The organism is uncultured Sulfitobacter sp., from assembly GCF_947497275.1.
Taxonomy (GTDB): domain Bacteria; phylum Pseudomonadota; class Alphaproteobacteria; order Rhodobacterales; family Rhodobacteraceae; genus Sulfitobacter.
Map to the genome: position 1 here is coordinate 305,267 of NZ_CANMFS010000004.1, position 26,545 is coordinate 331,811.

Sequence of the window (26,545 nt, forward strand, 5' to 3'; positions counted from 1 at the left end):
CCGCCTCTTCAAATCATCCAAAGCTGAATATGGCGCTGTTTTCACTGGCGTCAAATCTTGTCCACATAGCAGCCGATGTTGTCGGCCAGCTGTTCGGGGCTCAGCTCGCGGCGGAAAAAATCGACGAACCCGACGTCGGGCAAGACCAGATAGCTGAAAGTCGAATGATCGACGAGATATTCGCCGTCAACCTCGGGATGCGCCTTGTAATAGGTGCGGTAGGCCTTGCTTGCGACCTGAACCTGTTCGGGCGTGCCTGTCAGCCCGATCATGCGCGGATGCATCACGTCGGCAAAATCACCCACGACTTCGGGCGTGTCCCGTTCAGGGTCGATGGAGATGAATACTGGCGTGACGATCTGGCCCCGCTCTTCCAATATCTCGACCGCCGCCGCGTTGCGGTCCACGTCCAGCGGGCAGACGTCGGGGCACATCGTGTAGCCGAAATAGATCAGCGTCGGCTCGGTGATCAGCGCCGCACTGGTCACCGTCTCTCCCTGCCCGTTTACCAGTTCGAACGGTCCACCCAGATCCGCGCCACCGACTTGGCTTGCGCGACATTCGGCGAACTGGTCCTCTCCGGTATCGCGTGTCAGCAATGTCATGGCGATCAGTCCCGAACCGGCGATGACAACGGCGGCGATTGCAGCTTTACGGATCATGGGAACTCCTTGCGCGGCGTCATTTCGCGCTCTTGTTGAAGATATGCCACAGACCTACGCTAGATCTCAAAGGATGCAATAGCACAAACCGGTGAGGCGCGCAGATGACGCAGCAGACAATCAGACCCCTCGGCGGCCCGATGCGGGCCAATTGGATCCGCTTGCGGACCATGATCGTGCTGCGCTGGGTCGCGATTGCGGGACAGTTCTTTGCAGTCACGGTGACGCCGCTGCTGTTCGGCGTACAGCTTGAAATGGGATGGTGCTATTTCACGATCGGCGTGTCCGTTATCGGAAATCTGGTGGCGACGTTCATTTTTCCCGAAAACAAGCGTCTGTCCGAGCGGCAGAATATGGCGATGGTCATGTTCGATCTTGTGCAGCTCAGCTTTCTCTTGTTCCTCACGGGCGGATTGAACAATCCGTTCGTCTTGCTGCTGTTGGGGCCGGTGACGATCTCGGCCACTGCGCTCAGCCTGCGGGCGACGCTGGCTCTGGGCGGCGCCGCGATCATCAGCGTGACGATACTGGCCTTCGCAAACGTGCCGCTGAAAACCCAAACAGGTGATATTCTGCGCATTCCGCAACTGTTCATTTTCGGTCAGTGGATTGCATTGATCATCGCCGTTGTCTTTACCTCCGCTTATTCGCGCCGCGTTACATCCGAAATCCACCTGATGGCGGATGCGCTGTCAGCCACGCAGATGGCGCTGGCGCGTGAACAAAAACTGACCGATCTGGGCGGTGTGGTCGCGGCGGCGGCTCACGAGCTTGGAACGCCTCTGGCGACCATCAAGCTGGCAAGCGCGGAGCTGGTGCATGAATTGAAGGATCATTCCGATCTGCGCGAGGACGCAGAGCTGATCCGGGACCAGGCCGACCGCTGCCGCGATATCCTGCGCGACATGGGCCGCGCAGGAAAGGACGATCTTCACATGCGGCAGGCCCCATTGATCACCGTCGTCGAAAGCGCGGCCGAGCCGCATATGGACCGTGGCAAAACCGTTCTGGTGAGCCTGAACGCAGCAGATGGCGCCGCCACGGACCAACCCTCGATCCTGCGGATGCCGGAAATCATCCACGGGCTGCGGAATCTGGTGCAGAACGCGGTGGATTTCGCCGATTCCTCGGTCTGGATCGAAGCGCGGTGGACCGCAGAGACGATCACGGTCCGGATCATCGACGACGGCAACGGTTTCCCGCCTCACCTGCTGGGCCGCATCGGAGATCCGTTCATGAGCCAGCGCAAAAAGCGAAGCACCGACCCGCGCAGGCCCGAGTATGAAGGCATGGGGTTGGGACTTTTTATCGCGAAGACCCTGCTTGAACGCTCCGGTGCCAAACTGCGATTCGCGAACGGGGCTGATGAGGCAAGCAGTCAGATCGGTGCGATCATCGAAGTGCGTTGGCCGCGCCGAAAGATCGACGCGAAGGACGGCGATCATGCGGTGCCCATTCGTGCCAATGCACGCTTCTAATCTACTCAGCGTTGAAAATTAACACTTTGTTAACGACGGAATTGAAATATCGGCACAGCCAGAAACCTGCCGGAGCGATGATTCTTTGTTGGATGTAATGATGTTACTGGCAATCGTATTGCCGACCACACTCTTGGGCGCATGGTGGGTGACACACTCCGCTCCGGTGCCGACACCGCCAGCACCGTCTTCGGTACCGGAACTGCTGTTTGAAAAAGGCATTCTGCATCATGCCTCGAATGCGGCGCTAGATGTTTTGCCGGTGGCGATCGGATTGTATGACTGGGACGATCTGCGCGATATTCTGTCCCAGCGGTTTCCGGATTTTCCCTGTTCCTCCGATGTTTGCACCGATGGCGTGACGGTCATACGCGAAGCGGGCGTTGCGGGAGACCGCGCGTTGAAAATTCAGATCAGCAAATGCGCGGACAAACTGCGCGTCAGCTTTGATGCGGCGGCCGGGAAGATTGGCGATCTGACCGAAACCCGGCAAACAGGGTCGGAAGAGCTTGAAACACTGCGACAAATAAGCCGCTGTCTTCCACTCGCAGTCTGGAAAACGGACACATCAAACCGCATCGTGTGGACGAACGACGCCTATCAAACCTTGTGTGCCCGCCGGGGCACCGTCTCGGCCAACCAGACCGAGCCCCTGTTCGACCTTGCAAAGGCGGAAAAGACCCGCGACGGGCAGCGTATCAGCATCAACGTCACCGACAGCGCCACTCCGGAATGGTACCGGCTGACCCGCCATCCCGTGCCCGATGGCGCAATCTATCAGGCGCAATCACTTGCTGCGGTGATTGCGGCTGAAGATGCACAGCGCGCATTCGTCCAGACCCTTGCAAAGACATTCGCTCATTTGTCGATAGGACTCGCCATTTTCAACCGCAACCGGCAGCTTGCACTGTTCAACCCCGCCCTGATTGATCTGACCGGACTGCCGGTCGCATTTCTCAGCCCGCAACCGACGATCGACTCGTTCTTTGACCGGCTGCGCGACAACCGCAGAATGCCGGAGCCGAAGAATTATCGCTCGTGGCGCCAGCGGATCGCCGAACTTGTCAGCGCGGCAGAACACGGCAGCTTCGAGGAAACCTGGTCCCTCGAAGGGGGGCAGACCTACCGGATAAAGGGCCGCCCGCATCCGGATGGGGCGATTGCTTTTCTGATCGAAGACATCAGTGCCGAAGTCGCGATGACCCGGAGTTTCCGCGCGGAGATGGAATTGAGCCAATGCCTGATCGACACATTCCCCGATGGTATCGCGGTATTCTCGCAGGCCGGCATCCTTACATTTTCAAACAAGGAATATGACCGCATGTGGGGTCATGAGCCGGGCAGCAGTTTCGTGGAAGTGACGATTTCCGATGCCATCGACTTCTGGAAACAAAAATCCGAACCCAACCCGATGTGGCCCGATTTGCATGACTGCGCGCTGAGCATGGGAGAGCGCGTTGCCTGGGACATGCCTGTCTGCCTGAAGGGAAAGTCGCCTATGACCTGCCGGATCGAGCCGATTGTATCGGGCTCGACCATGGTGCGCTTTTCGAAACTGCGCGGCCCGCTGCCCCTGGCGCGTCCAAATATGCGGCTGAGCGAGGAGTAGCCCCTTTCGCCGCCTTTGCGCCCGCGATAGTTTGCGGCCATGAACCGAAGACACTGTCTTTTCTCACTGTCGACAGATAGCCAGACCAGCCGCCTTGCGCGCGCGCTGGCCCCGCATCTGGGTGCGGGGGATACGCTGCTGCTGTCCGGTGACGTCGGCGCGGGCAAGACGCATTTTGCGCGGGCGCTGATACAATCGCTGATCGCCCACCCCGAAGATGTTCCCTCTCCGACGTTCACGCTGGTTCAGGTGTACGACAGTCCAGAAGGCGAGATCTGGCACGCCGATCTCTACCGCGTTGGAGATCCGTCCGAAGTTGACGAGTTGGGGTTGATCGACGCGTTTGAAGATGCAATTTGCCTGATCGAATGGCCCGATCGCCTGGGCGATCTACGCCCCCCCAACGCGCTGGACATCATGCTTGAGGCGACAGATGTTGACGCTTGCCGCACACTGACCGCGACGTGGTCCGATCCCAAATGGGACGCAAAACTAGCAAAGTGGAATTTATGACCGATCGCGCGACCCTTCTGACCGACTTCATCGCGCGCGCCGGCTGGCAGGATGCCACGCGCCTGACAATTGCAGGTGATGCGTCGAACCGGCGTTACGAGCGTCTGCGCGCCGCCGATGGCAGCACACGGATCCTCATGGATGCGGCACCGGACAAGAACGATAGCATACGGCCCTTCATCCGAATCGCGGACCATCTCAGGTCCGTCGGGCTGAGCGCACCCGAAATCTATGAGCAGGACGAAGCGCACGGATTGCTGCTGATCGAAGATCTGGGTGAGGATCTTTATAAAACCGTGATTGCGCGTGATCCTGCACTGGAGGTTCCGCTTTACGAGGCCTCGGTCGATGTCCTGACTGCACTGCACGCGGTGCCGCCGCCGGAGCTTTACCCCTACGATACGCCCATAATGACGACCTATGCCGCACTGCCTTTCGATTGGTATCTTCGCGGGATCACCGGCGCGGCGGACCCGGACGCAAAAGCAACGTTCGAGTTGGCGATGGCGGCCCTGCTTGCTCCGCTGGAGGCGATGCCGCAGGTATTGGTACAGCGTGATTACCACGCGGAGAACCTGTTGTGGCTGCCGGAACGCGCCGGCATCGCACGGGTCGGCCTGCTTGATTTTCAGGACGCGATGTCGGGACATCCGGCATATGATCTCGTCTCGATTCTTCAGGACGCGCGCCGCGACGTACACCCCGACATCGAGCAGGCCATGATTGCGCGCTATCTGGAACAGAACCCACAGGATGAAGCCAGCTTTCGCGCGGCGTACGCGATTTTGGGTGTGCAGCGAAATCTGCGCATCGTCGGTCTGTTCGCAAAGCTGTGCCTGATAGACGGCAAGGGGCGATACATCGACCTGATCCCCCGCGTCTGGGAGTTCGTCGAACGCAATCTGGCCCATCCGGCACTTGCCCCGGTCGCAAACCATATCCGCGCAACCCTTCCCGCACCCACCCCCGATATCCTGGCAAAGCTCAAGTCCCAGTGTCCGACGTAGATTTCCCGGTTCTGATGTTCGCGGCGGGGTTCGGTACACGGATGCTGCACCTCACCGCCGATCGACCGAAACCGATGGTCGAAGTCGCAGGCCGCCCGCTGATCGGCCACGCGCTCAATCTAGCTGCTGAAACGGACCCGCCGATAATCGTCGCAAACCTGCACTATCTGCCGGAACAGTTGGAAGCATATCTGCAACCACGGGGCGTCAAAACGTTGCGCGAAACACCGAATATCCTCGACACCGGGGGCGGCCTGCGCAACGCGCTGTCGTTGCTTGGCACCAATCCGGTCATGACGATGAACACCGATGCGATCTGGAGCGGGCCGAACCCGCTGGCGCTCCTGCACGCGGCATGGAGGCCCGACCGCATGGATGCGCTGCTGATGGGCGTGCCTGTTGCGCGCGCGCTTGAACACGACGGACAAGGGGATTTCAGCATCGCACAGGATGGCAGACTGCGCCGTGGGCCGGGCCTTGTCTATGGGGGTGTCCAGATTATCAAGACCGCACTCTTGCACGAAATCGCGGAACGGTCCTTTTCGCTCAACCTGATCTGGGACAAGATGCTTGCGAAGGGATCGCTCTTTGGTCTTTCCTACCCGGGAAGATGGTGCGACGTCGGCCATCCGGGCGGCATCGCCACAGCCGAGGAATTGATTGCCCAAGATGTTTGAAGCGCAGACGTCCCCCCGTGTGTTCGGCCTGCCTCCGGGCGTTGATTTTCCGCAGGCGCTCGTTGCCGGGTTGATGAACCGCACCGTGGGGCAGCCGCCCGAAGCACTTGCGCGTGTCGATCTGATCGTGAACACCGAAAGGATGGCCCGCCGTCTGCGCAAGATGTTCGAGGCGGGTCCGGCGCTGCTTTTGCCGCGCATCCGGCTGGTCACGGATCTTGCCACGCTGGCGCCCGGCGTGATCGTCCCCGACGGTGCTCCGCCGCTGCGGCGCAGGCTTGAACTGATCGGACTGATCGCGGGATTGCTTGACCGATCGCCGGATCTGGCATCGCGCGCCTCGCTGTATGATCTGGCCGACAGTCTTGCCGCGCTGATCGACGAGATGCAGGGCGAAGGCGTCGCCCCCGATGCGATTGCATCGCTCGATGTGTCGGATCAATCGGGTCATTGGGACCGGGCGAAACAGTTTCTCCAGATCGTGCAACTCTATCTTGAGCAGACCGAAGCGGAACCCGACAAGGAAGCACGCCAGCGTACGTTGGTCAGCGCCATCGCGGCATTGTGGGCCGAAAATCCGCCCGACCATCCGGTCATCCTTGCTGGATCGACTGGCTCACGCGGCACGACGATGATTCTGATGGAGGCAGTCGCACGATTGCCTCAGGGTGCGCTGGTCCTGCCGGGGTTCGATTTCGATCTGCCCGGCGATGTCTGGGCCGCGCTGGACGATCCGATGATTTCCGAGGACCATCCGCAGTACCGGTTTTTCCGGCTGATGGAGGCGCTGGGCAGTTCTCCCAACACCGTTATCCCGTGGCACGACTGCGCCCCCCCCTCGCCCGCGCGCAACAAGCTGATATCGCTATCGCTGCGCCCCGCCCCCGTCACCGACGCCTGGCGCGTCGAGGGTCCGCGCCTTAAGAACCTTGAGAAAGCCACCGGAGATCTGACGCTGGTACTGGCAGAAACACCGCGCGCGGAAGCTCTGGCGATCGCATTGCGGCTGCGCAAAGCCGCCGAGACCGGCCAGACCGCTGCCTTGATCACGCCGGATCGGATGCTCAGCCGCCGCGTCACCTCGGCGCTGAGCCGTTGGGACATCCTGCCCGACGACAGTGCCGGCACCCCGCTGCACCTGTCACCACCGGGGCGTTTTCTGCGCCACGTTGCGGCGCTTTTGCCGCGACGTCTGGATGCGGAGGCGCTTTTGACCCTGCTGAAGCATCCGCTGACCCACAGCGGCGTAAACCGAAATCTGCATCAACTCTACACACAGCGCGCCGAAGCCGCCATTCGCGATGCCGGCATGCCTTATCCAACGGCGGATGCCTTTGAAGCGTTGTGCAGAGCGGCGGCACCCGATGACGAAGGCATGGGGCGCTGGGCCGCGTGGGTCGCGCAGGCCCTGATGGCGCGGGACGACGATACGCCGCGCCCGCTGACCCATTGGGTGCACCTGCACCTCGAAATTGCAGAAAAATTGGCCGCGGGTCCTGACGGTGGCGACGCCCACGAACTGTGGCAACAAAACGCGGGCCAGAAAGCGAGGTCCGTAATGCAGGATCTCGAAAACGAGGCTGCTTTCGGAACGGCCCTTTCCGCCACCGACTATGCCGATCTGGTCGGTGCCCTGTTGGCGAATGGCGAGGTCCGCGACCGGGACGCACCGCACCCCGATATCATGATCTGGGGTACGATGGAGGCGCGCGTTCAGGGCGCCGATCTGGTGATCCTCGGCGGACTGAATGACGGCACATGGCCTGAGGCGCCCGCACCCGATCCGTGGCTCAACCGCAAAATGCGGAACGACGCGGGCCTTCTGCTGCCCGAGCGGCGTGTCGGTCTGGCGGCCCATGATTATCAACAGGCGGTCTGTGCGCGCGAAGTCTGGATCACCCGGTCGATCCGCTCAGATGATGCCGAAACGGTGCCGTCACGATGGATCAACCGGTTGGGCAACCTGATGAATGGGCTGCCGAGGCAAGGGGGTACTGCCGCATGGGCGGCGATGATCGCACGCGGCGACCGGTGGTTGGGGCAGGCGCGCGCGCTTGAAGCCGTCGCGCGCACGCCTGGTGCAATGCGTCCGTCGCCGCGCCCGCCTGTGTCAGCGCGGCCCCGAAAACTGTCGGTGACTGAGATAAAGACACTGATCCGGGACCCATACGCGATCTACGCGCGACACAGCCTGCGCCTTCGTCCGCTTTCGGCTCTGGTCCAGTCTCCCGACGCGCCGCTGCGCGGCATTGTCGTGCATCAGGTCATGGAAGACTTCGTAAAGGCGGTGATCGACGATGGCGACCGGTTGAACCCCGCTTATCTGATGGAAACCGCGCAGCGTGTGCTTGACGAGATCGCCCCGTGGCCAGCGGCGCGGACGATGTGGCTTGCCGGAATTGCCCGGATCGCGGACTGGTTCGTCGACGCCGAACGGGCACGGTTGCAAAACGCATCCCCCATTGCCTTTGAGGACGATGCGCGGGGCAATCTGAACCTTGGCACGCCTGACTTCACCCTGGTGTGCAAGGCCGACAGGGTGGACCGCGACCGCGACGGCGCGATCCAGATTTATGATTACAAGACCGGCAAGCCGCCCAGCGCCAAACAACAGCGTCTGTTCGACAAGCAATTGCTCATCGAAGCCGCCATGATCGAGCAGGGTGCGTTCAGAACGATCGGGCCTGCGCTTGTCTCGCACGCCGCTTTCATCGGCTTGGGAAGCGCGCCGGTGGAAGAGCCCGCGCCGTTGACCGAAGAGCCGCCCGGCGAAGTTCTGGAGAATTTGCGCACGCTTATCACGCAGTACCTCGATCCCGCGCAGGGGTTCACCGCGCGCCGGATGATGGAGCAGGACAAGTTCGCCGGCACCTACGACCAGCTTGCCCGATACGGCGAATGGGATGATTCCGACCCCGCCGCACCGGAGGACGTGATATGAACGATCTGCCGCACTGGAACGACGCCACCCGCGCACAGATCGCAGCGGCACGGCCCGACCTTTCGACCTGGCTCAGCGCGAATGCCGGATCGGGCAAGACCCGCGTTCTGACAGATCGGGTGGCGCGGTTGTTGCTGACCGGGGTCGAACCCCAGCGGATCCTGTGCCTGACCTACACCAAGGCCGCTGCGTCCGAGATGCAGAACCGCCTGTTCCAGCGTCTGGGCGAATGGGCGATGATGGAGGACGATGCCCTGCGCGCCAGTCTGCGCGATCTTGGCGTACTGCATGAGATCGCCGCGTCAGAATTGAAGCGGGCGCGCACCCTTTTCGCGCAGGCCATCGAGACGCCGGGCGGGCTCAAGATCCAGACGATCCACTCGTTTTGTGCGGCCCTGCTGCGCCGCTTTCCTCTGGAGGCGCGGGTCAGCCCCCAGTTCAAGGAGATCGAGGACCGCGCGGCGGAGCTATTGCGGGCCGAGATACTGGATGCGATGGCGGACGGGCCGGATGCTGCGCTGGTGAGCGATATTGCCAGACACTACACCGGCGGCGACTTCACGTCCCTGATGCAATCTATCACCGGTAAACGGGAATTGTTCGCCGAGGCGGCCAAAAACGCCGACCTGGCTGCTCTGTTCGATCTTCCGCCCGATTTCGATGCAAAGGATCTTCCCGGTTTCGTGCTCGATAAATCGGTGGCAAGCTGGCTGCCGCAGGCGATCGAGGTGCTGCGCGATCAATCCCCGACGATGGTGAAAATGGCTGATGCTCTTGCCACAATCGACGTGATACAGCCGACACAAGCGGATTTACTTGCTCTCAAGACACAGTTTCTGTTTCAGACCAAAGGCATTTTCCGAGCCGAAGCAAAGCTGAAATCCGTGCCGACAAAGAAGGCACAGGATGCGCTGGGCACGACACTGCTCGCGTTTCAGGATCTGATGGAGCGTACCGCGCAGGCGCATGATCTGGAAATGCGGGCGATCAACGTGGCGCGTACGGGTGCGCTGCACCGGTTTGCCGACCGCTTTATCGCGCGCTACGAGGCTGAAAAGCAAAAACGCGGGTGGCTCGATTTCGACGATCTCATCTTGCGCGCGCGGGCGCTGCTTAACGATCCGAAGGTTGCGGCCTGGGTGCTCTACCGCATCGACGGCGGCATTGATCACATTCTCGTCGACGAGGCGCAGGACACGTCGCCGCGCCAGTGGGACGTTATCGAAAAGCTGACGGACGAGTTTTCAAGTGGCACCGGCGCGCGTGAGGTCGAGGACCGGACGCTTTTTGTCGTCGGTGACAAGAAACAGTCGATCTATTCCTTTCAGGGCGCGGACCCGCGCGAATTCGATCTCAAGCGCGAGAGCTTTCGGGAAAAACTGGAAGGCGCGCACCTTCAGTTCCAGAGCCGAAGCCTCGATTACTCGTTCCGGTCATCGGCAGCGATCCTCGGCGCGGTCGATCAGACGTTCAATACGGAACCAGAGCCGCGCCTGGACGCGCACCTCAACCACTTGCCATTCAAAGAATTTTTGCCCGGTCGCGTCGATCTCTGGCCGTGGATCGAACCGAATGGCGGCGGCGAAGAGGAGCCAGACTGGACCGATCCCGTGGACCGCAAAAGCGCACAGCATCACACGGTCATCCTTGCCGAGCGAATTGCCTCACAAATCAAGCATTTAATCGAGGGCGCGCATTATATCCCTGATGAAGGGCCGGACCGGAAGACGATCCGCCGCCGGATCCGGGCGGGCGATTTCCTGATCCTCGTACAGGGGCGCACCGCCCTGTTCTCCGAGATCATCCGCGCGTGCAAGGCTGCAGAACTGCCCATCGCGGGCGCGGACCGGCTCAAGGTCGGTGCGGAGCTTGCCGTGCGCGACATTGGCGCCCTGCTGTCGTTTCTTGCCACGCCGGATGACAGCCTGTCGCTGGCGACTGCGCTGCGCTCTCCGCTGTTTGGGTGGGATGAGCAGGCACTGTTTACGCTGGCCCACCACCGGACGGAAAAGCAACTGTGGCAATCACTGCGCAGCCAGACCGACCGCTATCCCGAAACGCTGAGCATGCTGCGCGATCTGCGCGGGCAGATCGATTTTCTGCGCCCTTATGACCTGATCGAACGGATCCTGACCCGGCACGAAGGGCGGCGCAACCTGCTTGCCCGTCTGGGCACAGAGGCGGAGGACGGGATCGACGCGCTTCTGACGCAGGCGCTGGCCTATGAGCAGACATCGATCCCCAGCCTGACCGGTTTCCTGGAATGGATGCAAGCCGACGACCTGGAGATCAAACGCCAGATCGACAGTGCATCGGACCAGATCAGGGTGATGTCGGTACACGGTGCAAAGGGGCTGGAGGCGCCAATCGTCATCCTGCCCGACACCGGACTGCGCGCGGAGACGGTGCGCGATGACATCATCACGCTGGACGGTGTCCCGATCTGGAAGCCGACGGCCGCCGAGGCCCCCACGATTGTGACTGCACGTCTTGACACCTTGAAAGAAACGCAGGCGCAGGAACGGTTACGCCTTTTGTATGTCGCCATGACGCGCGCGGAAAAATGGCTGATCGTCGCGGCAGCGGGCAAGCTTTCGGCGCAGAAGACCGATTGGTATCAAATGGTCGAGACCGCGATGGAGCACCTGAACGCGGTTCCGTTCGAGGATGGGCCCGCAAGCGGATTGCGCTATCAAACCCATGACTGGGATGCACCCGAAAGAGATGATGCAACACGTCCGACGGTTGATTTGCCTGAATTGGAGCCTGTTTTCACGCGCCCTGCACCCCCACCGCCACCACGCCGCGAAACGGTGATACCTTCCGATATGGAGGGGGCGAAGGCGTTGCCCGGCGAGAGTGGGTTGGACGAGGATGCAGCCAAAACCTACGGCTCCCTTGTGCATCTCCTGCTGGAACATCTTTGTGCGCTTCCCCCCGGTCAACGTCCCGACGCTGCAGAGCAGCTGTCGCGCACTGCAGATCCGGCACATGCTGCGGAGGCCATCGCAGAGACGCTATCGGTACTGGACGACCCTTCCCTCTCGTTCATCTTCGCGCCGGATACGTTGGCGGAGGTGGCTCTGACCGCATCACTGGGCGATGATCCGCTCTACGGAGTGATCGACCGGTTGATCGTAACCCCCGACCGCATCCTTGCCATCGACTTCAAGACCAACCGCACCGTCCCGGACAGCGCCGCCAGCTGCCCCGAAGGGCTTTTGCGGCAGATGGGCGCGTATGCGCACGCGCTCAGGGCAATTTATCCGGACCGTCGAATTGAGACAGCGATCCTCTGGACCCGCGACGGATCGCTCATGCCGCTTCCCGACGAAACAGTGTCTTCCGCCTTGCTTCGTACAGGCTACCTTGACGCAGCCGCTCGGCGTTCATAGGTATCTTTCAACAGTCACCCTCAGGAGAATATCATGGCCACAGTTGCAGTCACCGACGCCACCTTCGATGCCGAAGTCAAAAATTCCGACATCCCCGTTGTGGTGGATTTCTGGGCCGAATGGTGTGGCCCTTGCAAACAAATCGGTCCGTCGCTTGAAGAGCTGTCCACCGAGATGGACGGCAAGGTCAAGATCGTCAAAGTGAACGTCGACGAGAACCCGAATTCCCCTGCCCAGATGGGCGTGCGCGGCATTCCGGCGCTCTTTATCTTCAAGGACGGTGAAGTCGTCTCGAACATGGCGGGTGCACGGCCCAAGGCAGCACTGCAAAGCTGGATTGAAGATTCGATCTGAGTTCTGCGAACCCGCGAACGAACCAAGGGCGTCCCGAATGAGGGGCGCCTTTTTCTATTCCAGCCAACCGAAACGGCGAAATCGCGCCGCGATGCGCATTTCCGCATCGGGTCGGCCCGCGTTGATGCATTTTTTTTGCCAGAACCAGTGCAGATACCCCGCATAGTCGGGACACTTGGCATCCAGCAGCGCAAAGCTCCGTGCGAGATCGGCAAGATCGGCTTTTACCGCGATATGATGAAAATCCACGCGGGCAAACAGGAGAGCCGGTTTGCGAAAGAAATAGCCATTGAACGCGACCGACGAATTCTGCGTCACCACGCAATCGCAGGTCCGCAGCAGTGCGTCCATGCCACCCTGACGCACGGTCAAGCGCGGATGTGCGGCTTCCAGTTCATACAGCGCCGCGTGTTCGTCGGCGCTGTATTGCTCTTTTGGGTGAAGCGCCGCGACAATGGGGCGCTCGTCCGCTGCAAGGCAAGCCTCGACCATCCGGATCGGGCTACAGTGCTGAAAACTGCGGTGGCGCGTGATGCGGCCCTGTAGCGGAATATAGATGAAACCGTTGCGCGACGTGCGCTGCGGCAGATCACCGAAAAGCCGCTTTTGCCAGAAGGTGTAGAACCGGTCGGCCTCGGCGCGGTCAATGTCTTCGCCATCGAAATTCGCGCACGCCACATCCCACTGCCAGCGCGCGGCGGATCTTTCGATCTGCCAAAAGGGATAGTGGTACACCCGCCGGAAAACGAGTCCCTGCGGATCCGGCGGCTCCTTCATATGGCTTAACGAATACCCGCCACGATGCGGTGCGCCGAAATCGCGGTATGTGACCCTGATACCGGCGTTTTGCAGGACAGACGCGACCTTGCCGATGAAGTTGTGCTTACCCGCGGCGGCACTCTCGCGCAGGTCCGGCTCCATATAGAATGTCACGTCTTCGGGGTAATCCATCGTGCCGACGCTACTGCCCAGCGCCGGACGCAACAAGGCCTGCCCTTGTCCCTTTGCGGACGCCACGCCATATAGACCGTAACAAACGGAGGTCTTATGACGCGTGAAGAATTTCCCGGTTGGCACGGTACAACCATCATCGGTGTCAAGAAGGGCGGCGAGGTCGTGATTGCGGGCGACGGGCAGGTCAGTCTTGGCCAGACCGTGATCAAGGGCACCGCGCGCAAGGTGCGCAGGCTGTCGCCAGGCGGACATGAAATCGTTGCGGGCTTTGCTGGATCGACTGCGGATGCCTTTGCCCTGCTCGAACGGCTCGAGGTCAAACTTGAAGCGACACCGGGGCAGCTTGCCCGTGCCAGCGTGGAGCTGGCCAAGGATTGGCGGACGGACAAATATCTGCAAAAACTCGAAGCGATGCTGATCGTGACAGATGGCGAGGATATGTTCGTGATCACCGGTGCCGGTGACGTGCTGGAGCCGGAACACAACGTCGCGGCGATCGGGTCGGGCGGCAACTTTGCCCTCGCCGCCGCGCGCGGCATGATCGACAGCGACCGCGACGCCGAAACCGTGGCGCGCGACGCGATGAAGATCGCCGCCGATATCTGCGTTTATACCAACGGCAACCTGACCGTGGAGAGCATCAAGAAATGACCGATCTGACCCCTCGCGAAATCGTATCCGAACTAGACCGTTATATCATCGGCCAGAAGGACGCCAAGCGTGCCGTCGCCGTGGCCCTGCGCAACCGCTGGCGCCGCAAGCAACTGAGCGATGATCTGCGCGAAGAAGTGTATCCCAAGAATATTCTGATGATCGGGCCTACCGGCGTCGGCAAGACCGAGATCAGCCGCCGTTTGGCCAAACTGGCGCGCGCGCCGTTCCTCAAGGTCGAAGCGACGAAATTCACCGAAGTCGGTTATGTCGGGCGCGATGTGGAACAGATCATTCGTGATCTGCTGGACAACGCCATCGCGATGGTGCGCGATCACATGCGCGAGGATGTAAAGGCGAATGCCCAGCAAGCCGCCGAGAACCGCGTGATCGACGCTATTGCAGGGCCGGACGCACGCGAAGGCACCCGCGAGATGTTCCGCAAGAAGCTGCGCGATGGACAGCTTGACGAGACGATGATCGAGCTGGAAGTCGCCGATACGTCGAACCCGTTTTCCACGATGGAGATCCCCGGACAACCCGGTGGCGGAATGGGAATGATGAATCTGGGCGATCTGTTCGGCAAGGCCATGGGCGGGCGCACAACCAAAAAGCGTCTGCGCGTGGCCGACAGCTATGAGGTGTTGATCGGCGAAGAGGCCGATAAACTGCTGGATGACGAAACCGTGACGCGCACCGCCATCGAAGCGGTCGAGCAGAACGGCATTGTTTTTCTGGACGAGATCGACAAGGTCTGCACGCGCTCCGAAGCGCGCGGCGGTGACGTTTCGCGCGAAGGGGTGCAGCGCGATCTGCTGCCGCTGATCGAAGGCACGACCGTAAGCACAAAGCATGGTCCGGTCAAAACCGACCACGTTCTGTTCATAGCCTCAGGCGCGTTCCACATCGCCAAACCGTCCGATCTGTTGCCGGAACTCCAAGGTCGTCTGCCGATCCGCGTCGAATTACGCGCGCTGACCGAAGAAGACTTCGTCCGCATCCTGACGGAAACCGACAACGCCCTGACGTTGCAATACACCGCGCTTATGGGCACCGAACAGGTCGTCGTCAGCTTTACCGATGACGGCATTGCGGCGCTTGCGAAAATTGCGGCGGACGTAAACCAATCGGTCGAGAACATCGGCGCGCGGCGGCTTTACACGGTGATGGAGCGGGTATTCGAGGAACTCAGCTTTACCGCGCCGGATCGCGGTGGCGAAGAAATCGTGGTCGACGAGGCTTTCGTCGACAAAAACCTCGGTGAGCTGACCAAATCCACCGACGTAAGCCGCTACGTGCTTTGACCCTTTCCAAATAGCCCAGCGCCTGCGACGAAGGCGCATGGGCTATTTGCGCTTTCTTCTCGACAATCGGCTGTTCCTGCTGGCGGGTTTCCTGCTCACGTTCACCTCGTCATTCGGGCAGACCTATTTCATCTCGCTCTTCGCGGGCGAGATCAAGAGCGCGTTCGAACTGACGGACGGGCAGTGGGGTGGCATCTATACCATCGGAACGACACTGTCCGCCCTTACGATGGTTTGGACTGGCGTTCTGACGGACCGGTTTCGCGTGCGGCATCTGTCCTTGGGCGTGATGCTGTTGCTGGCGGTCGCCTGTGGTACGATGGCTTTGGTACCGAACGGTTTCCTTCTGATCTTCGTGATCTTTGCACTGCGTCTGATGGGTCAGGGAATGATGTCGCAGCTTGGCGCGGTGGCCATGTCGCGGTGGTTCATAGCGGCGCGCGGGCGGGCCATTTCAATTGCGTCGATGGGCTTTGCCGTGGGGCAGGCGCTGTTACCGGTGGTTTTCGTCGCGCTGCTGACGACAACCGATTGGCGCGCACTGTGGCTGGTTGCGGCGCTGTGCGTGGTTCTGATCATCCCGGTCATGCAATATCTTCTGCGGCAGGAACGCACACCGCAATCGTTGGCTGCGGAACCGCAGGCACTTGGCATGAAAGGGAAAAACTGGACCCGTGCCGAGCTTTTGCGGCACCCGCTTTTCTACATCCTCGTCCCTCTGGTGCTTGGCCCCTCAGCTTGGGGGACTGCCTTGTTCTTTCAACAGGTCCATCTGACCGAGGTGAAGGGATGGAGCCTGACATCCTATGTCGCGCTGATGCCGTTGTTCACGGTGTCGTCCATCGCCTTCACGTTCTTGACCGGTTGGGCCATTGACCGGTTCGGCGTCAAATGGATTGTCCCGTTCCAGATGGTGCCGTTCGGCATCTCGTTCCTGGTGCTGGCCCAGGCCGATACCATTGCAATGGCGGGGGTCGGGTTAGTCATATTCGGCGTCGGGCAGGGGATGCAGGGCACCGCTACAACCGCGTTTTGGGCGGTTTTCTATGGCACACGCCACCTTGGCGCGATCAAGGCGGCAGCGGCGGCGTTGATGGTGTTCGGGTCGGCCATCGGGCCGGGAATTACCGGCGCTCTGATTGATTGGGGGATTGATTTTCCAGACCAGATGATCCCGATTGCGCTGTTCTATTTCGGTGGCGCGCTTCTCGCGGGGGTGGGTATTTTACGCTACCAGCGCGACCTGCCTAGCGTTGCCGCCTGAGATAGACGTAGTAGGCACCGCCGCCGCCATGGCTGATATGGGCCTGCGCAACCTGCAAGACGACAGAGGACATCGGCTGCATCGACAGCCACTGTGGTACCTGATGGCGCAGGATGCCGTGCCGCACCGGGATCGGGCCTCCCTCGTCCCGCTGCTTGCCCTTGCCAGTGATTACCAGCACCAGCCGTTTGCCGCGCGCGTGCGCCGACATGATAAAGCTGGTAAGCGCGGGATGCGCGCGCTCCAGCGTCATGCCGTGCAAGTCGATCCTGCCTTCGGGTTTCAGCTTGCCACGCTTGAGCTTGCCGAACGATTTATGGTCCATTTGCACCGGCGCCTTGCGCAACCTATCGGGCAACGACGGCACAAGATCATGGCCGGGCGCGCGGGGTTTTCGTTCGGGTTTGCCGATGATCGTCGACTTGGCCTTGCGCAGCGATTTTGAGTCTGATGTAGGCAAGCCCGCATCGGGATCAAATTTACGCGCAACTAGATCGGAGCCTTCCAGCCGCTCCGTTTTGGCAGCGACCCTTTCCCACAGTTCGCGGTCCTCGGCGCTGAGCCTGCGGCGTTTCATATCGCGCTTTCGGGCAGCAGCGCATAGGCGCGCTGTATCGGCAACAGCACGACAAGCCGGCCGGGATCGCGCAAACGGCCCGCCGCGCGGCCCGCACCGTCGCCGGTCCCGAAGAATACATCGGCCCGCTGCGCGCCCTTTATCGCCGATCCGGTATCCTGCGCCACCATGAGGCGACGCAGCGGCGTCTTGCCATCCTTTTCGATCCACACCGGCGCGCCGAGCGGGACAAATGCAGGGTCCACCGCGACCGTCCGCATCGTAGTGATTGACCGGTTCATCGCGCCCAGCGGGCCCTTGTCGGCCGGCACGCGGCTTACTTCGCGGAAGAAGACATAGGACGGGTTGTGAAACAGAAGCTCTTCGCCATCGACAGGATTGCGCCGCACCCAGTTCTTGATGACCTGCGCGCTGACCTGATGCGCCTCGTACACACCGCGTCGCACGAGTTCTTGACCAATGGAGCGATAATCATGTCCGTTGGATCCACGATATCCCACACGGATGGACCGTCCGTCCGGAAGCCGGATCCGCCCGGATCCCTGAATTTGAAGAAAGAAAAGCTCCACCGGATCGTCGACATAGGCAATCGTCAGGCCGCGCCCGTCCATCACGCCGCTTTGCAGCAAATCGCGGCGGGTCAGCCAGGGCCGGGTTTCGTTTGCCTCGGGCGGCATTTTGTAGACCGGAAAATTATACCGCTCTGATCGGTAAAGAGAGCCTTCGAGTTCCGGCTCGAAATAGCCGGTGAACAGCGCATCCTGCCCATCGTCCATTACGACAGGCCGAAACAGAAGTTCGAAGAAATCGCGCGGATCGGGGTTTGTCCTCGCATAGGCGCAGATCGCCTTCCAATCCGGTTCTTTGAGATCCATGCAGGTATTTTGAAACGTCGAAAAGGCGGCAGCGTGATCATCCTGCGCCCAGCCGTCCAACTGATCGAACGATACGATATCGTATTTCACGTCAGACGCCAAAGGCCCCGCCAGCAGCGAGGCCCCGGTTGTGGCAACGATACGCAGTCCGCACGTTATCCGTCTGTAGAAACCAAGAACCAATTTGGATCGTCCGAGCCCATAATGCGGGCAAATACCCATGTGTCTTTTTGCTTTTTTGCCTCTGTAAGGCTTCCTTCGACCACTTCGCCTTCGCTGTTGCGAACGGCCGACGTCAATTCCGCGACGAAGCGGACCGTCAGTTCCGCTTCCTTCGTATCCGGGTCAAGGGTGACGTTTTCCAGCGTGGTTTCGCGGATTCCGATAAACTGCGCCTCAACGGTAAGTCCCTGGTCTTCGCGCGCGGCAACGGCGTCCACAAAGCTTTCGTAAATGTTCTCGGAAAGAAACGGTTTGATCTCGTCGAGATCGCCGCGCTCGTAGCCCATGACAATCATTTCATAGGCCCCACGCGCACCACCGAGAAAATCCGTGACATTGAACGACGGCTCGATCCGCTTGATCTCAGCAAGAGCGTGGGCTTCCAACGAGCCCTCATCGAAATGATCGGTGATGTCCAGATCGGGACCGCCTTCGATCACTTCGAAAGCCGGGCCTTTGCGTTCGGCCTTCTGCTGAGGCAGAGGTGGCTTTTCAAACCCCTCGCGGGTTCCAAGCACATTCTTCAGCCGCAAAATCAGAAAAACCGCAATAGCGGCAAGCACCAGAAGCTGGATCAGCGGCGAATTCATAGGGACCTCTTGCAGTGAAGACGTGGAAACAATCTATTATGCACCTTATGTAGGGGCTGTAGGGGGCCAAGTCCACTCCGGCCCCGATGAAAGGATGCAAACGCATGTGGCTTTTAATCGCATTCATCGCGGTGCCGATGATTGAAATCGCGCTGTTCATTCAGGTTGGTGGTTTCATCGGCCTCTGGCCGACGCTTCTGATTGTCGTTCTGACAGCACTTGCCGGGACTTATCTGGTGCGCAGCCAGGGCCAGCTGGCGCTGAGCGAGGTGAAAACATCGTTCTCCGACATGCGCGACCCGACCGAACCGCTGGTCCATGGGGCGATGATCCTGTTTTCCGGTGCGCTCTTGCTGACGCCGGGGTTTTTCACGGACGCTGTGGGCTTTGCCTTGCTTGTTCCCGCGGTCCGCAAAGCGGTGTTCAAGGCGATCGCCGCACGCGTAAAGGTGCAGCGGTTCGGCGGACCGGGACCGGATCCGCGTGGCCCGCAACGCGTGGACCCTCGTGTACGGAACAACGGTGACATCATCGACGGTGAATACAGCGAAGTCCCCAAAGACAGCGATGATACGCCCAAGGGTAAATCCGGCTGGACCCGACGCTGATCCCGCGCACAATGGCGTTGAGCGGTCCCGTTTGACCTGTTAAGCCATCGCAATTGCAATTCAAACTCCAAAGAGGAGCTATCATTATGGCCGAAGCCGAAGCACCACAACAACCCAAGGCACCGCAGATGCGCGTTCTGGGCCAGTTCATTCGCGACTTGTCATTCGAGAATATCATGGCACAAAAAGGTGCGCCTTCGGACGTGCAGCCCGACGTCCAGGTTCAGGTCAATCTCGACGCGAAGAAACGGTCGACCGAGAACCAGTACGAGACGGCGATCAAGTTGAACGTGACCTCCAAAGCGAAAGAAGGCGATGCCGTTCTTTTCGCGCTTGAAATCGACTATGTCGGCATCTTTGACATCCAGGATGTGCCCGAAGAGCAGATGCATCCGTTCCTTTTGATCGAATGCCCGCGGATGATCTTTCCGTTCCTGCGCCGTATCGTCAGCGACATCACGCGCGACGGGGGCTTCCCGCCGCTGAACCTTGAGAACATTGATTTCGTATCGCTGTACCGCAACGAAATTGCGCGCCGGCAGGCCGAAACCGCCGATCAGGCACCACCTGCAGACGCCTAAACCTCAGCTTTTGAGCCAGAGCGGATCGCCGCCCAGCTTGCCGACAAATTCGGCATGGGCGGCGATTTCTGTCTCGGTGATACGCGGGGGCAGGGGCGTCTTGCGCGGGTGCGGTGTCCATTCCGCGATCTGCTCACCTTCCTTGGGCGCGGCGCGGGTGGACAGCCCGAAATCAGGCTGTTTGCCGCCGATCAGCTCCAGATAGACTTCCGCCAGAATTTCGCTGTCAAGCAGCGCGCCGTGCAGCGTCCGCGACGAGTTGTCGATGCCGAAGCGGCGGCACAGCGCGTCGAGCGACGATGGTGATCCAGGGAATTTCTTGCGTGCGATGGCAAGCGTGTCGATCGCTTGTTCCCACGGTATCTGGCCCAATCCCATCCATTTGAGCTCGGCATTGAGAAACTTGATGTCGAACGCGGCATTGTGGATGACCAGCTTGCTATCACCGATGAAATCCACGAACGCCTGCCCGACTTGCGCAAATTTGGGTTTGTCGCGCAGGAAATCGTCTCCCAGCCCGTGCACCTCGAAGGCCTCGTTCGGCATGGCGCGTTCGGGATTGATGTATTGATGATAGGTCTTGCCGGTCGCGACGTGACCCATCAGCTCTACCGCGCCGATCTCGACGATGCGGTCGCCGGTTTGCGGATCAAAGCCGGTGGTTTCAGTGTCGAGAACAATTTCACGCATGTGAAAGCTGGCTCCTGATGTGTTTCACGACGTCTTGCACCTGTGCGCGGGCGTGTTCAACCGTATCGGTGTGAATCACATACTGCGCGCGGCTGCATTTCTCTTGCGCCGGCAGCTGTTTGGCGCGGATCGTGAGAAACTGGTCACGCGTCATTGTGCCGCGCTCAATCACGCGAGCCTCTTGCGTGGCATCGTCGATATAGACACAGACGGTTGCATCGACACGGGCATCGCCGCCGGTTTCGAACAACAGCGGGATATCCATAACGACAATGTCGGCTTTGGCGGTGGACAGAAACGACACACGGTCCTGACCGACGAGTGGATGCACGATGCCTTCAATCTTTTTCAGCGCGCTCGGATCCTTGCCGATGATCGCCTTCAAGGCCGTGCGCGACACTTCGCCGTCAATTACCGCTTCGGGGAATGCGGCATAGATGGGAGCGACAGCGGCACCGCCTTTGGCGTAGAGCCGGTGCACGGCAGCATCCGCGTCCCAAACGGCGCATCCTTCCTCGGCAAACATCTGGGCAGTTGTCGATTTGCCCATCCCGATAGACCCTGTCAGACCAAGCTTGAACATCAGCGCAACGCCGCCGCGCGTGTGGCGCGGTCCACCTCGGGGCGCTTGCCGAACCATCGCTCGAACGCCGGCACCGCTTGATGCAGCAACATACCCAGCCCATCGACCGTAACGCATCCCATGTCCTCCGCCGTTGCCAGCAGTCTTGTTTTGAGCGGAGCATAGACAAGATCGGTGACGACAGTATCGGCGCACAGCCCGTCGAGCGGCACGCGCAGTTCGCCCTTGCCGATCATGCCAAGCGAAGTCGTATTTACCAAGAGCGCGGCATCATCAATCATATTTCCCGCCTGGACCCAATCATACACCTGAACGCGACTGCCGAAATCCTGCGCGAGCTTGTCCGCACGGACACGCGTGCGGTTTGAAAGATATATCTCCGGCGCGCCCGCGTCCAGCAGCGAAGCGACGACAGCGCGGGCGGCACCACCGGCACCCAACACAGCCGCAGGACCGGCGGCGGGATTCCAATGCGGCGCCCCTGCGCGCAGGTTTTCCAAAAAACCATACCCATCCGTATTGTCCGCGTGGATCTGGCCATCCTTTCGGAAAATCAATGTGTTGGCGGCTCCGATCAGGATCGCACGGTCGGTAATGAGATCAGCGATCTCCATCACTGCTTCCTTGTGCGGGATCGTGACGTTCACCCCGACGAACCCTGCTTTCGGCAGCGTGCGCAGTACCTGTTCAAGGTCCTCGGATCCGACATCCATAGGGATATAGTGCCCCGCGATGCCGTAAGTCTTGAGCCAGTGCCGGTGAAGTTGGGGCGATTTGGAATGTGCGATCGGCGATCCGATCACGCCGGCGAGGGGGATACGGGGCAGGTCGCTCATTGGTCAAGATCTCCGCGCAGGGTCAGATAGTTCAGGATTTCCAAAAGGGGCATCCCAAGCACGTTAAAGTAATCGCCGTCGATACGCGAGAACAGCCGGACGCCTTCTCCCTCAAGTTTGTAGCTCCCGACGGTATGCTGAATGCTGTTCCAGTTTCGCAAGACATACTCTTCGAGATAGGCATCACTGGCATCGCGCATCCGCAAGCGCACTTGTCCGACATGCCGCCAGACAGGTTTACCATCTTCGCAGATCACGGCCGCAGACAACAGCATGTGGATCTGACCGCGCAGGGATCTGAGCTGCGCCAGAGCGTCTTCGGCGCTGACCGGTTTGTTGAGCAGCGTTCCCTTGAAGTCGAGCACCTGATCACAGCCGATAACGAGCGCACCCGGATGTTTTTCGCTCACCTTCTTCGCCTTGATCTCGGCCAGCGCGTCGGCAATATCGCGCGGTGGCGCGCCCTCTGCGCCCAATGATACCTTGATCATTTCCTCATCCACCCGTGCGACGACGACCTCATGCGGAACGCGGGCCTGCTGCAAAAGCTTGGCGCGGATGGCAGAGCCCGAAGCGAGGATGATCTGGACAGACATGTGGATAACCCGTGCATTGCGTTAAGGAAAACTTAAGAACTTGTTGTCGAGGATTAGACAATCGGGATCAAGAGGGCGGAGCGGCGTGAGTCCCGTCAGATTTGCCAAGCGTTGCACCCCTGTGCAGAAGGATAAACCGTTGGTTGGATAACATCGCTTCTACCTCTTCTCCCCCCAGAGTTTTCCACAGGACGAGGCAGTTTCAAGACTATGCATGGTACTGTAATCTAATAATAAAAAATAGATCTACCGTACTTTCCGCACCCCATGCACAGACCTGTCCCTAATCATACGATCATGGGGATAACAAAGTAATCCACAGATAATCCTGCCCCTACTTACATCATCATTCTTTCTTTCTATCTTTATTAATATAAAGAGAGGCACCTAACGGAGTACGGTAAGACATGGGCGATATCCTGAGCGTAGCGTATCCTTGGATCAAAGGATTTCATATTATTTCGGTGATTTCGTGGATGGCCGCCCTGTTTTATCTTCCTCGTCTGATGGTTCATCATACGGAGCAGGTTGGCCTGACCGGCGAGACGCACGATCTTTTTGCAATGATGGAATACAAACTGGCCAAGGTAATCATGAGCCCGGCGATGATGGCGACCTGGCTCTTTGGGCTTCTGTTGGTCGCAACGCCCGGCATTGTTTATTGGGGCGATATCTGGCCCTGGACAAAAGGCGCAGGCGTGATCGCGATGACGGGGTTTCATATCTGGCTGATGGCGCGGATGAAAGACTTCCAACGCGGAAAGAATGACCTCAGCGGGCGCCGCTACCGGATGATGAACGAGGTGCCGACCATCCTGATGATTGTCGTGGTGTTTTCAGTCACGGTCAAGTTCTGATGCTTTCGGTCGATTGACAAGAGGGCGGATGGCGTCGTAAGAGCGTTCAGCACCCCGTCCGGGGACCGCGTCATACCATCACTTTCCGACACGCGATGCTGGCACACACGGCCAGCCCAAGGATTTTTCCATGACAATTGAAACGCTGAACCTTGCTGATCTCAAAGCGAAATCCCCCAAGAGCCTGCTTGCCATGGCGGAAGAGCTGGAGATCGAGAACGCTTCGACGATGCGCAAAGGCGAGATGATGTTCCAGATTCTGCGCGAGCGCGCGGATGAGGGTTGGGAGATTTCGGGCGATGGCGTTCTGGAAGTGTTGCAGGATGGATTTGGCTTCCTGCGCTCGCCCGAGGCAAACTATCTCGCCGGTCCCGACGATATTTATGTGTCGCCCGACATGATCCGCCAGTGGTCATTGCGGACGGGCGATACCATTGAGGGGCTCATCAAGGCACCCGACGATAACGAGCGGTATTTTGCCCTGACCGAAGTGACCCGGATAAACTTTGAGGAACCCGAGAAAGCGCGTCACAAGGTTGCGTTTGAAAACCTGACGCCACTCTATCCGGACGAGCGGCTGACGATGGAAGTCGACGATCCAACGATCAAGGATCGGTCGGCCCGTATCATTGATCTGGTGACGCCGATTGGGAAGGGCCAGCGCTGTCTGATCACGGCGCCGCCGCGGACGGGCAAGACAGTGCTCATGCAGAACATCGCGAACTCGATCGAGAAAAACCATCCGGAATGTTATCTCATTGTTCTTCTGATCGACGAACGTCCAGAAGAGGTCACGGACATGCAGCGGTCAGTGAAGGGGGAGGTTGTATCCTCGACCTTCGATGAACCCGCGACCCGTCACGTAGCCGTATCAGAGATGGTGATTGAAAAGGCCAAGCGCCTGGTGGAGCATAAACGCGATGTCGTGATCCTGCTCGATTCCGTCACCCGTCTGGGACGGGCCTTCAACACGGTTGTTCCTTCGTCGGGCAAGGTTCTGACGGGCGGTGTGGACGCGAACGCCCTGCAACGGCCCAAGCGTTTCTTTGGCGCGGCTCGTAACATCGAAGAGGGTGGATCCCTGACGATTATCGCGACCGCCCTGATCGACACGGGGTCGCGCATGGATGAGGTCATCTTTGAAGAATTCAAGGGAACCGGTAACTCGGAGATCGTTCTGGATCGCAAGATTGCGGACAAGCGCGTCTTCCCGGCAATCGACATTCTGAAATCGGGTACGCGGAAAGAGGATCTTCTGGTCGACAAAACCGATCTACAGAAAACTTTTGTCTTGCGTCGTATTCTCAATCCAATGGGGACCACCGATGCGATTGAGTTCCTGATTTCAAAATTGAAACAGACCAAGACGAACTCGGATTTCTTCGATTCAATGAACACCTGATACTCACATAAATTCAAAGGCTTAGGTCGATGGATACGATATTTGCCCAAGCAACGGCGAGTGGGCGGGCAGGTGTATCCGTGGTGCGGATCTCTGGCCCGAAAGCGCACGAAATTTGCACGCAACTTGTGGGACAGCTGCCCGCTGCCCGGTCCTCGGCGTTGCGCGCAGTCAAGGATCAATCTGGCGAAACCATCGACAGGGCGCTCGTACTTTCCTTTGAGAGACCGAACAGCTTTACCGGCGAGGATGTTGTTGAACTTCATCTCCACGGTAGCATAGCAATCATACGACGCGTGCTTGCCATTTTGGGGTCGTTTGATGGCGTCCGGCTGGCGGACCCCGGCGAATTTACCCGACGCGCTCTGGAAAATAACCGCCTTGATCTGGTTCAGGTTGAAGGTCTTGGCGATTTGATTGAAGCTGAAACTGAAGCACAACGTAAGCAGGCCCTTCGGGTTTTGTCCGGAGAGCTTGGAAATCGCGTTGAGGAATGGCGAAAATCACTGATACGTGCGGCGGCTCTCTTGGAGGCTACGATTGACTTCGCGGACGAGGATGTCCCGGTCGATGTAAGTGATGAAGTGCGCGTTTTACTTGAAGAAGTCGGAATCTCTCTAAAGCGTGAGAGTGCTGGAACAGCTACAGCGGAACGAATCCGGACGGGCTTTGAAGTCGCCATTGTCGGTGCGCCAAACGTCGGCAAATCCACGCTGCTCAATCGGCTTGCGGGTCGTGAGGCGGCAATAACTTCAAGCATCGCCGGAACCACGCGAGATGTCATTGAGGTTCGGATGGATTTGGGGGGGCTAGCGGTGACGTTTTTGGATACTGCCGGAATCCGCGAAAGCGACGATGAAATCGAGGTTTTGGGTATTCAACGCGCCCTCGACCGTGCAATTCGCGCCGACATTCGAGTGTTTTTGACCGAGCGCGGTGAGGAGCCACCGCTCGATCCGCGGGAAATTGATATGGTACTTTTAGCAAAAAGTGATATTAGCGGTGATATCTTCCCCGCTGTATCGGGACTCAGTGGTTCGGGCATTGATGAACTACTGGCAACCTTGCAGAGCCGACTTGAACAGCTCGCGGGAAATGTTGGGTTGGCCACCCATGCGCGCCATGCGGTTGCGATGGAAAAAGCTTTGGAAGGACTCAATGCGGCGCTTTCAATCCTCAAAGCCGGCCCGGATTTTTATGATCTGGCATCGGCGGAACTTCGCATGGGAATACACGCGTTGGAAGTATTGGTCGGTCGCATTGATAGCGAAAATCTGTTAGATGAGATCTTTGTGAGTTTTTGCTTGGGCAAGTAGGGA

25 protein-coding genes are annotated in these 26,545 nt (G+C 59.4%); 16 read left to right on the forward strand and 9 right to left on the reverse strand.

All coding sequences use genetic code 11. The annotated features are described in order from the left end of the window. Positions 1-50: 50 nt before the first annotated feature. Positions 51-662, reverse strand: coding sequence for an SCO family protein (locus tag Q1A06_RS10850; RefSeq protein ID WP_299562925.1), 612 nt, complete (start codon positions 660-662; stop codon positions 51-53). 104 nt (positions 663-766) lie between these two features. Here Q1A06_RS10850 and regB point away from each other — a divergent pair, with 104 nt between their 5' ends. From regB to trxA, 8 genes are all read left to right on the forward strand, one after another. Continuing rightward, positions 767-2,140: a sensor histidine kinase RegB gene (gene regB, locus Q1A06_RS10855; RefSeq protein WP_299562928.1), complete on the forward strand. Its 1,374-nt coding sequence runs from the start codon at positions 767-769 to the stop codon at positions 2,138-2,140. Positions 2,141-2,237: 97 nt separating this feature from the next. Beyond that, a complete protein-coding gene (locus Q1A06_RS10860) occupies positions 2,238-3,749 on the forward strand; it encodes a PAS-domain containing protein (RefSeq protein ID WP_299562931.1) in 1,512 nt (503 codons plus the stop codon). A 39-nt stretch (positions 3,750-3,788) separates the two neighbouring features. Further along, positions 3,789-4,262: a tRNA (adenosine(37)-N6)-threonylcarbamoyltransferase complex ATPase subunit type 1 TsaE gene (tsaE, locus tag Q1A06_RS10865; protein ID WP_299562934.1), complete on the forward strand. Its 474-nt coding sequence runs from the start codon at positions 3,789-3,791 to the stop codon at positions 4,260-4,262. After that, complete coding sequence (locus Q1A06_RS10870) at positions 4,259-5,269, forward strand: phosphotransferase (protein WP_299562937.1); 1,011 nt, start codon at positions 4,259-4,261, stop codon at positions 5,267-5,269. Before tsaE ends, Q1A06_RS10870 begins: the two co-directional genes overlap by 4 nt. Positions 5,270-5,283: 14 nt before the next feature. After that, positions 5,284-5,946, forward strand: coding sequence for a nucleotidyltransferase family protein (locus Q1A06_RS10875; protein WP_299563309.1), 663 nt, complete (start codon positions 5,284-5,286; stop codon positions 5,944-5,946). Then, positions 5,939-8,887, forward strand: a complete 2,949-nt coding sequence (addB, locus tag Q1A06_RS10880) for a double-strand break repair protein AddB (RefSeq protein ID WP_299562940.1) — start codon at positions 5,939-5,941, stop codon at positions 8,885-8,887. The genes Q1A06_RS10875 and addB overlap by 8 nt, the downstream gene beginning before the upstream one ends. Next, positions 8,884-12,282 carry a double-strand break repair helicase AddA gene (gene addA / locus Q1A06_RS10885; RefSeq protein WP_299562943.1) on the forward strand — a complete coding sequence of 1,133 codons (3,399 nt, stop codon included), beginning with the start codon at positions 8,884-8,886 and terminating at the stop codon, positions 12,280-12,282. Before addB ends, addA begins: the two co-directional genes overlap by 4 nt. A gap of 33 nt (positions 12,283-12,315) precedes the next feature. Beyond that, entirely contained in the window at positions 12,316-12,636 is a 321-nt protein-coding gene (gene trxA, locus Q1A06_RS10890; RefSeq protein WP_299562946.1) for a thioredoxin, read from the forward strand. A gap of 54 nt (positions 12,637-12,690) precedes the next feature. Here the strand turns inward: trxA and Q1A06_RS10895 are convergent, their stop codons facing one another. After that, complete coding sequence (locus tag Q1A06_RS10895) at positions 12,691-13,653, reverse strand: hypothetical protein (protein WP_299562948.1); 963 nt, start codon at positions 13,651-13,653, stop codon at positions 12,691-12,693. A gap of 30 nt (positions 13,654-13,683) precedes the next feature. Here Q1A06_RS10895 and hslV point away from each other — a divergent pair, with 30 nt between their 5' ends. From hslV to Q1A06_RS10910, 3 genes are read left to right on the forward strand one after another with little or no spacing between them, the layout of a single operon-like run. Beyond that, positions 13,684-14,241, forward strand: a complete 558-nt coding sequence (gene hslV, locus Q1A06_RS10900; protein WP_299562951.1) for an ATP-dependent protease subunit HslV — start codon at positions 13,684-13,686, stop codon at positions 14,239-14,241. Beyond that, positions 14,238-15,545 carry an ATP-dependent protease ATPase subunit HslU gene (gene hslU / locus Q1A06_RS10905; protein WP_299562954.1) on the forward strand — a complete coding sequence of 436 codons (1,308 nt, stop codon included), beginning with the start codon at positions 14,238-14,240 and terminating at the stop codon, positions 15,543-15,545. Before hslV ends, hslU begins: the two co-directional genes overlap by 4 nt. A 37-nt stretch (positions 15,546-15,582) precedes the next feature. Beyond that, the gene (locus Q1A06_RS10910; RefSeq protein WP_299562957.1) at positions 15,583-16,809 is read left to right on the forward strand and encodes an MFS transporter; all 1,227 of its coding nucleotides are present in this window, start codon (positions 15,583-15,585) and stop codon (positions 16,807-16,809) included. On the opposite strand, the gene Q1A06_RS10915 is transcribed toward Q1A06_RS10910, so the two are convergent. Genes Q1A06_RS10915 through Q1A06_RS10925 form a run of 3 tightly spaced genes read right to left on the reverse strand, consistent with a single transcriptional unit; the run spans position 16,793 to position 19,073 of the window. Then, positions 16,793-17,386 (reverse strand): Smr/MutS family protein, encoded by a 594-nt coding sequence (locus Q1A06_RS10915; RefSeq protein WP_299562960.1) that lies wholly within the window; start codon positions 17,384-17,386, stop codon positions 16,793-16,795. The genes Q1A06_RS10910 and Q1A06_RS10915 overlap by 17 nt on opposite strands. Further along, a complete protein-coding gene (locus Q1A06_RS10920; protein WP_299562963.1) occupies positions 17,383-18,363 on the reverse strand; it encodes an MltA domain-containing protein in 981 nt (326 codons plus the stop codon). Before Q1A06_RS10920 ends, Q1A06_RS10915 begins: the two co-directional genes overlap by 4 nt. A 53-nt stretch (positions 18,364-18,416) precedes the next feature. Next, positions 18,417-19,073: a Tim44/TimA family putative adaptor protein gene (locus Q1A06_RS10925; protein WP_299562966.1), complete on the reverse strand. Its 657-nt coding sequence runs from the start codon at positions 19,071-19,073 to the stop codon at positions 18,417-18,419. 104 nt (positions 19,074-19,177) lie between these two features. Between Q1A06_RS10925 and Q1A06_RS10930 the strand changes: the two genes are divergently transcribed. Beyond that, positions 19,178-19,681 (forward strand): FxsA family protein, encoded by a 504-nt coding sequence (locus Q1A06_RS10930; protein WP_299562969.1) that lies wholly within the window; start codon positions 19,178-19,180, stop codon positions 19,679-19,681. An 86-nt stretch (positions 19,682-19,767) separates the two neighbouring features. Then, positions 19,768-20,262, forward strand: coding sequence for a protein-export chaperone SecB (gene secB, locus Q1A06_RS10935; RefSeq protein WP_299562971.1), 495 nt, complete (start codon positions 19,768-19,770; stop codon positions 20,260-20,262). Between the two features lie 3 nt (positions 20,263-20,265). On the opposite strand, the gene dnaQ is transcribed toward secB, so the two are convergent. The 4 genes from dnaQ to Q1A06_RS10955 are packed head-to-tail and all read right to left on the reverse strand — an operon-like array spanning position 20,266 to position 22,967. Next, positions 20,266-20,952 (reverse strand): DNA polymerase III subunit epsilon, encoded by a 687-nt coding sequence (gene dnaQ / locus Q1A06_RS10940; protein ID WP_299562974.1) that lies wholly within the window; start codon positions 20,950-20,952, stop codon positions 20,266-20,268. Further along, positions 20,945-21,535, reverse strand: coding sequence for a dephospho-CoA kinase (gene coaE, locus Q1A06_RS10945; RefSeq protein ID WP_299562977.1), 591 nt, complete (start codon positions 21,533-21,535; stop codon positions 20,945-20,947). The genes dnaQ and coaE overlap by 8 nt, the downstream gene beginning before the upstream one ends. After that, on the reverse strand, positions 21,535-22,371 hold the full coding sequence (locus tag Q1A06_RS10950) for a shikimate dehydrogenase (protein ID WP_299562980.1): 837 nt from the start codon (positions 22,369-22,371) through the stop codon (positions 21,535-21,537). Before Q1A06_RS10950 ends, coaE begins: the two co-directional genes overlap by 1 nt. Then, complete coding sequence (locus Q1A06_RS10955; RefSeq protein ID WP_299562983.1) at positions 22,368-22,967, reverse strand: nucleoside triphosphate pyrophosphatase; 600 nt, start codon at positions 22,965-22,967, stop codon at positions 22,368-22,370. Before Q1A06_RS10955 ends, Q1A06_RS10950 begins: the two co-directional genes overlap by 4 nt. Positions 22,968-23,374: 407 nt before the next feature. Between Q1A06_RS10955 and Q1A06_RS10960 the strand changes: the two genes are divergently transcribed. The 3 genes from Q1A06_RS10960 to mnmE all read left to right on the forward strand — a co-directional run bounded on the left by Q1A06_RS10960 (position 23,375) and on the right by mnmE (position 26,542). Then, positions 23,375-23,824: a CopD family protein gene (locus tag Q1A06_RS10960; protein ID WP_299562986.1), complete on the forward strand. Its 450-nt coding sequence runs from the start codon at positions 23,375-23,377 to the stop codon at positions 23,822-23,824. A gap of 130 nt (positions 23,825-23,954) precedes the next feature. Next, complete coding sequence (rho, locus tag Q1A06_RS10965; protein ID WP_299562989.1) at positions 23,955-25,226, forward strand: transcription termination factor Rho; 1,272 nt, start codon at positions 23,955-23,957, stop codon at positions 25,224-25,226. Positions 25,227-25,255: 29 nt separating this feature from the next. After that, positions 25,256-26,542 (forward strand): tRNA uridine-5-carboxymethylaminomethyl(34) synthesis GTPase MnmE, encoded by a 1,287-nt coding sequence (mnmE, locus tag Q1A06_RS10970; RefSeq protein ID WP_299562992.1) that lies wholly within the window; start codon positions 25,256-25,258, stop codon positions 26,540-26,542. Positions 26,543-26,545 lie beyond the last annotated feature (3 nt).

Bases quoted from the DNA above. Each gene is read 5' to 3' on its own strand.
- mnmE (WP_299562992.1), top strand. From the start codon at position 25,256: ATGGATACGATATTTGCCCAAGCAACGGCGAGTGGGCGGGCAGGTGTA.
- addB (WP_299562940.1), top strand. From the start codon at position 5,939: ATGTTTGAAGCGCAGACGTCCCCCCGTGTGTTCGGCCTGCCTCCGGGC.
- Q1A06_RS10860 (WP_299562931.1), top strand. From the start codon at position 2,238: ATGATGTTACTGGCAATCGTATTGCCGACCACACTCTTGGGCGCATGG.
- regB (WP_299562928.1), top strand. From the start codon at position 767: ATGACGCAGCAGACAATCAGACCCCTCGGCGGCCCGATGCGGGCCAAT.
- coaE (WP_299562977.1), bottom strand. From the start codon at position 21,535: ATGTTCAAGCTTGGTCTGACAGGGTCTATCGGGATGGGCAAATCGACA.
- Q1A06_RS10915 (WP_299562960.1), bottom strand. From the start codon at position 17,386: ATGAAACGCCGCAGGCTCAGCGCCGAGGACCGCGAACTGTGGGAAAGG.
- dnaQ (WP_299562974.1), bottom strand. From the start codon at position 20,952: ATGCGTGAAATTGTTCTCGACACTGAAACCACCGGCTTTGATCCGCAA.
- Q1A06_RS10955 (WP_299562983.1), bottom strand. From the start codon at position 22,967: ATGTCTGTCCAGATCATCCTCGCTTCGGGCTCTGCCATCCGCGCCAAG.
- Q1A06_RS10925 (WP_299562966.1), bottom strand. From the start codon at position 19,073: ATGAATTCGCCGCTGATCCAGCTTCTGGTGCTTGCCGCTATTGCGGTT.
- secB (WP_299562971.1), top strand. From the start codon at position 19,768: ATGGCCGAAGCCGAAGCACCACAACAACCCAAGGCACCGCAGATGCGC.
- hslU (WP_299562954.1), top strand. From the start codon at position 14,238: ATGACCGATCTGACCCCTCGCGAAATCGTATCCGAACTAGACCGTTAT.
- hslV (WP_299562951.1), top strand. From the start codon at position 13,684: ATGACGCGTGAAGAATTTCCCGGTTGGCACGGTACAACCATCATCGGT.
- Q1A06_RS10960 (WP_299562986.1), top strand. From the start codon at position 23,375: ATGGGCGATATCCTGAGCGTAGCGTATCCTTGGATCAAAGGATTTCAT.
- rho (WP_299562989.1), top strand. From the start codon at position 23,955: ATGACAATTGAAACGCTGAACCTTGCTGATCTCAAAGCGAAATCCCCC.
- Q1A06_RS10870 (WP_299562937.1), top strand. From the start codon at position 4,259: ATGACCGATCGCGCGACCCTTCTGACCGACTTCATCGCGCGCGCCGGC.
- Q1A06_RS10850 (WP_299562925.1), bottom strand. From the start codon at position 662: ATGATCCGTAAAGCTGCAATCGCCGCCGTTGTCATCGCCGGTTCGGGA.
- Q1A06_RS10910 (WP_299562957.1), top strand. From the start codon at position 15,583: ATGGGCTATTTGCGCTTTCTTCTCGACAATCGGCTGTTCCTGCTGGCG.
- tsaE (WP_299562934.1), top strand. From the start codon at position 3,789: ATGAACCGAAGACACTGTCTTTTCTCACTGTCGACAGATAGCCAGACC.
- addA (WP_299562943.1), top strand. From the start codon at position 8,884: ATGAACGATCTGCCGCACTGGAACGACGCCACCCGCGCACAGATCGCA.
- Q1A06_RS10875 (WP_299563309.1), top strand. From the start codon at position 5,284: ATGTTCGCGGCGGGGTTCGGTACACGGATGCTGCACCTCACCGCCGAT.
- Q1A06_RS10950 (WP_299562980.1), bottom strand. From the start codon at position 22,371: ATGAGCGACCTGCCCCGTATCCCCCTCGCCGGCGTGATCGGATCGCCG.
- trxA (WP_299562946.1), top strand. From the start codon at position 12,316: ATGGCCACAGTTGCAGTCACCGACGCCACCTTCGATGCCGAAGTCAAA.
- Q1A06_RS10930 (WP_299562969.1), top strand. From the start codon at position 19,178: ATGTGGCTTTTAATCGCATTCATCGCGGTGCCGATGATTGAAATCGCG.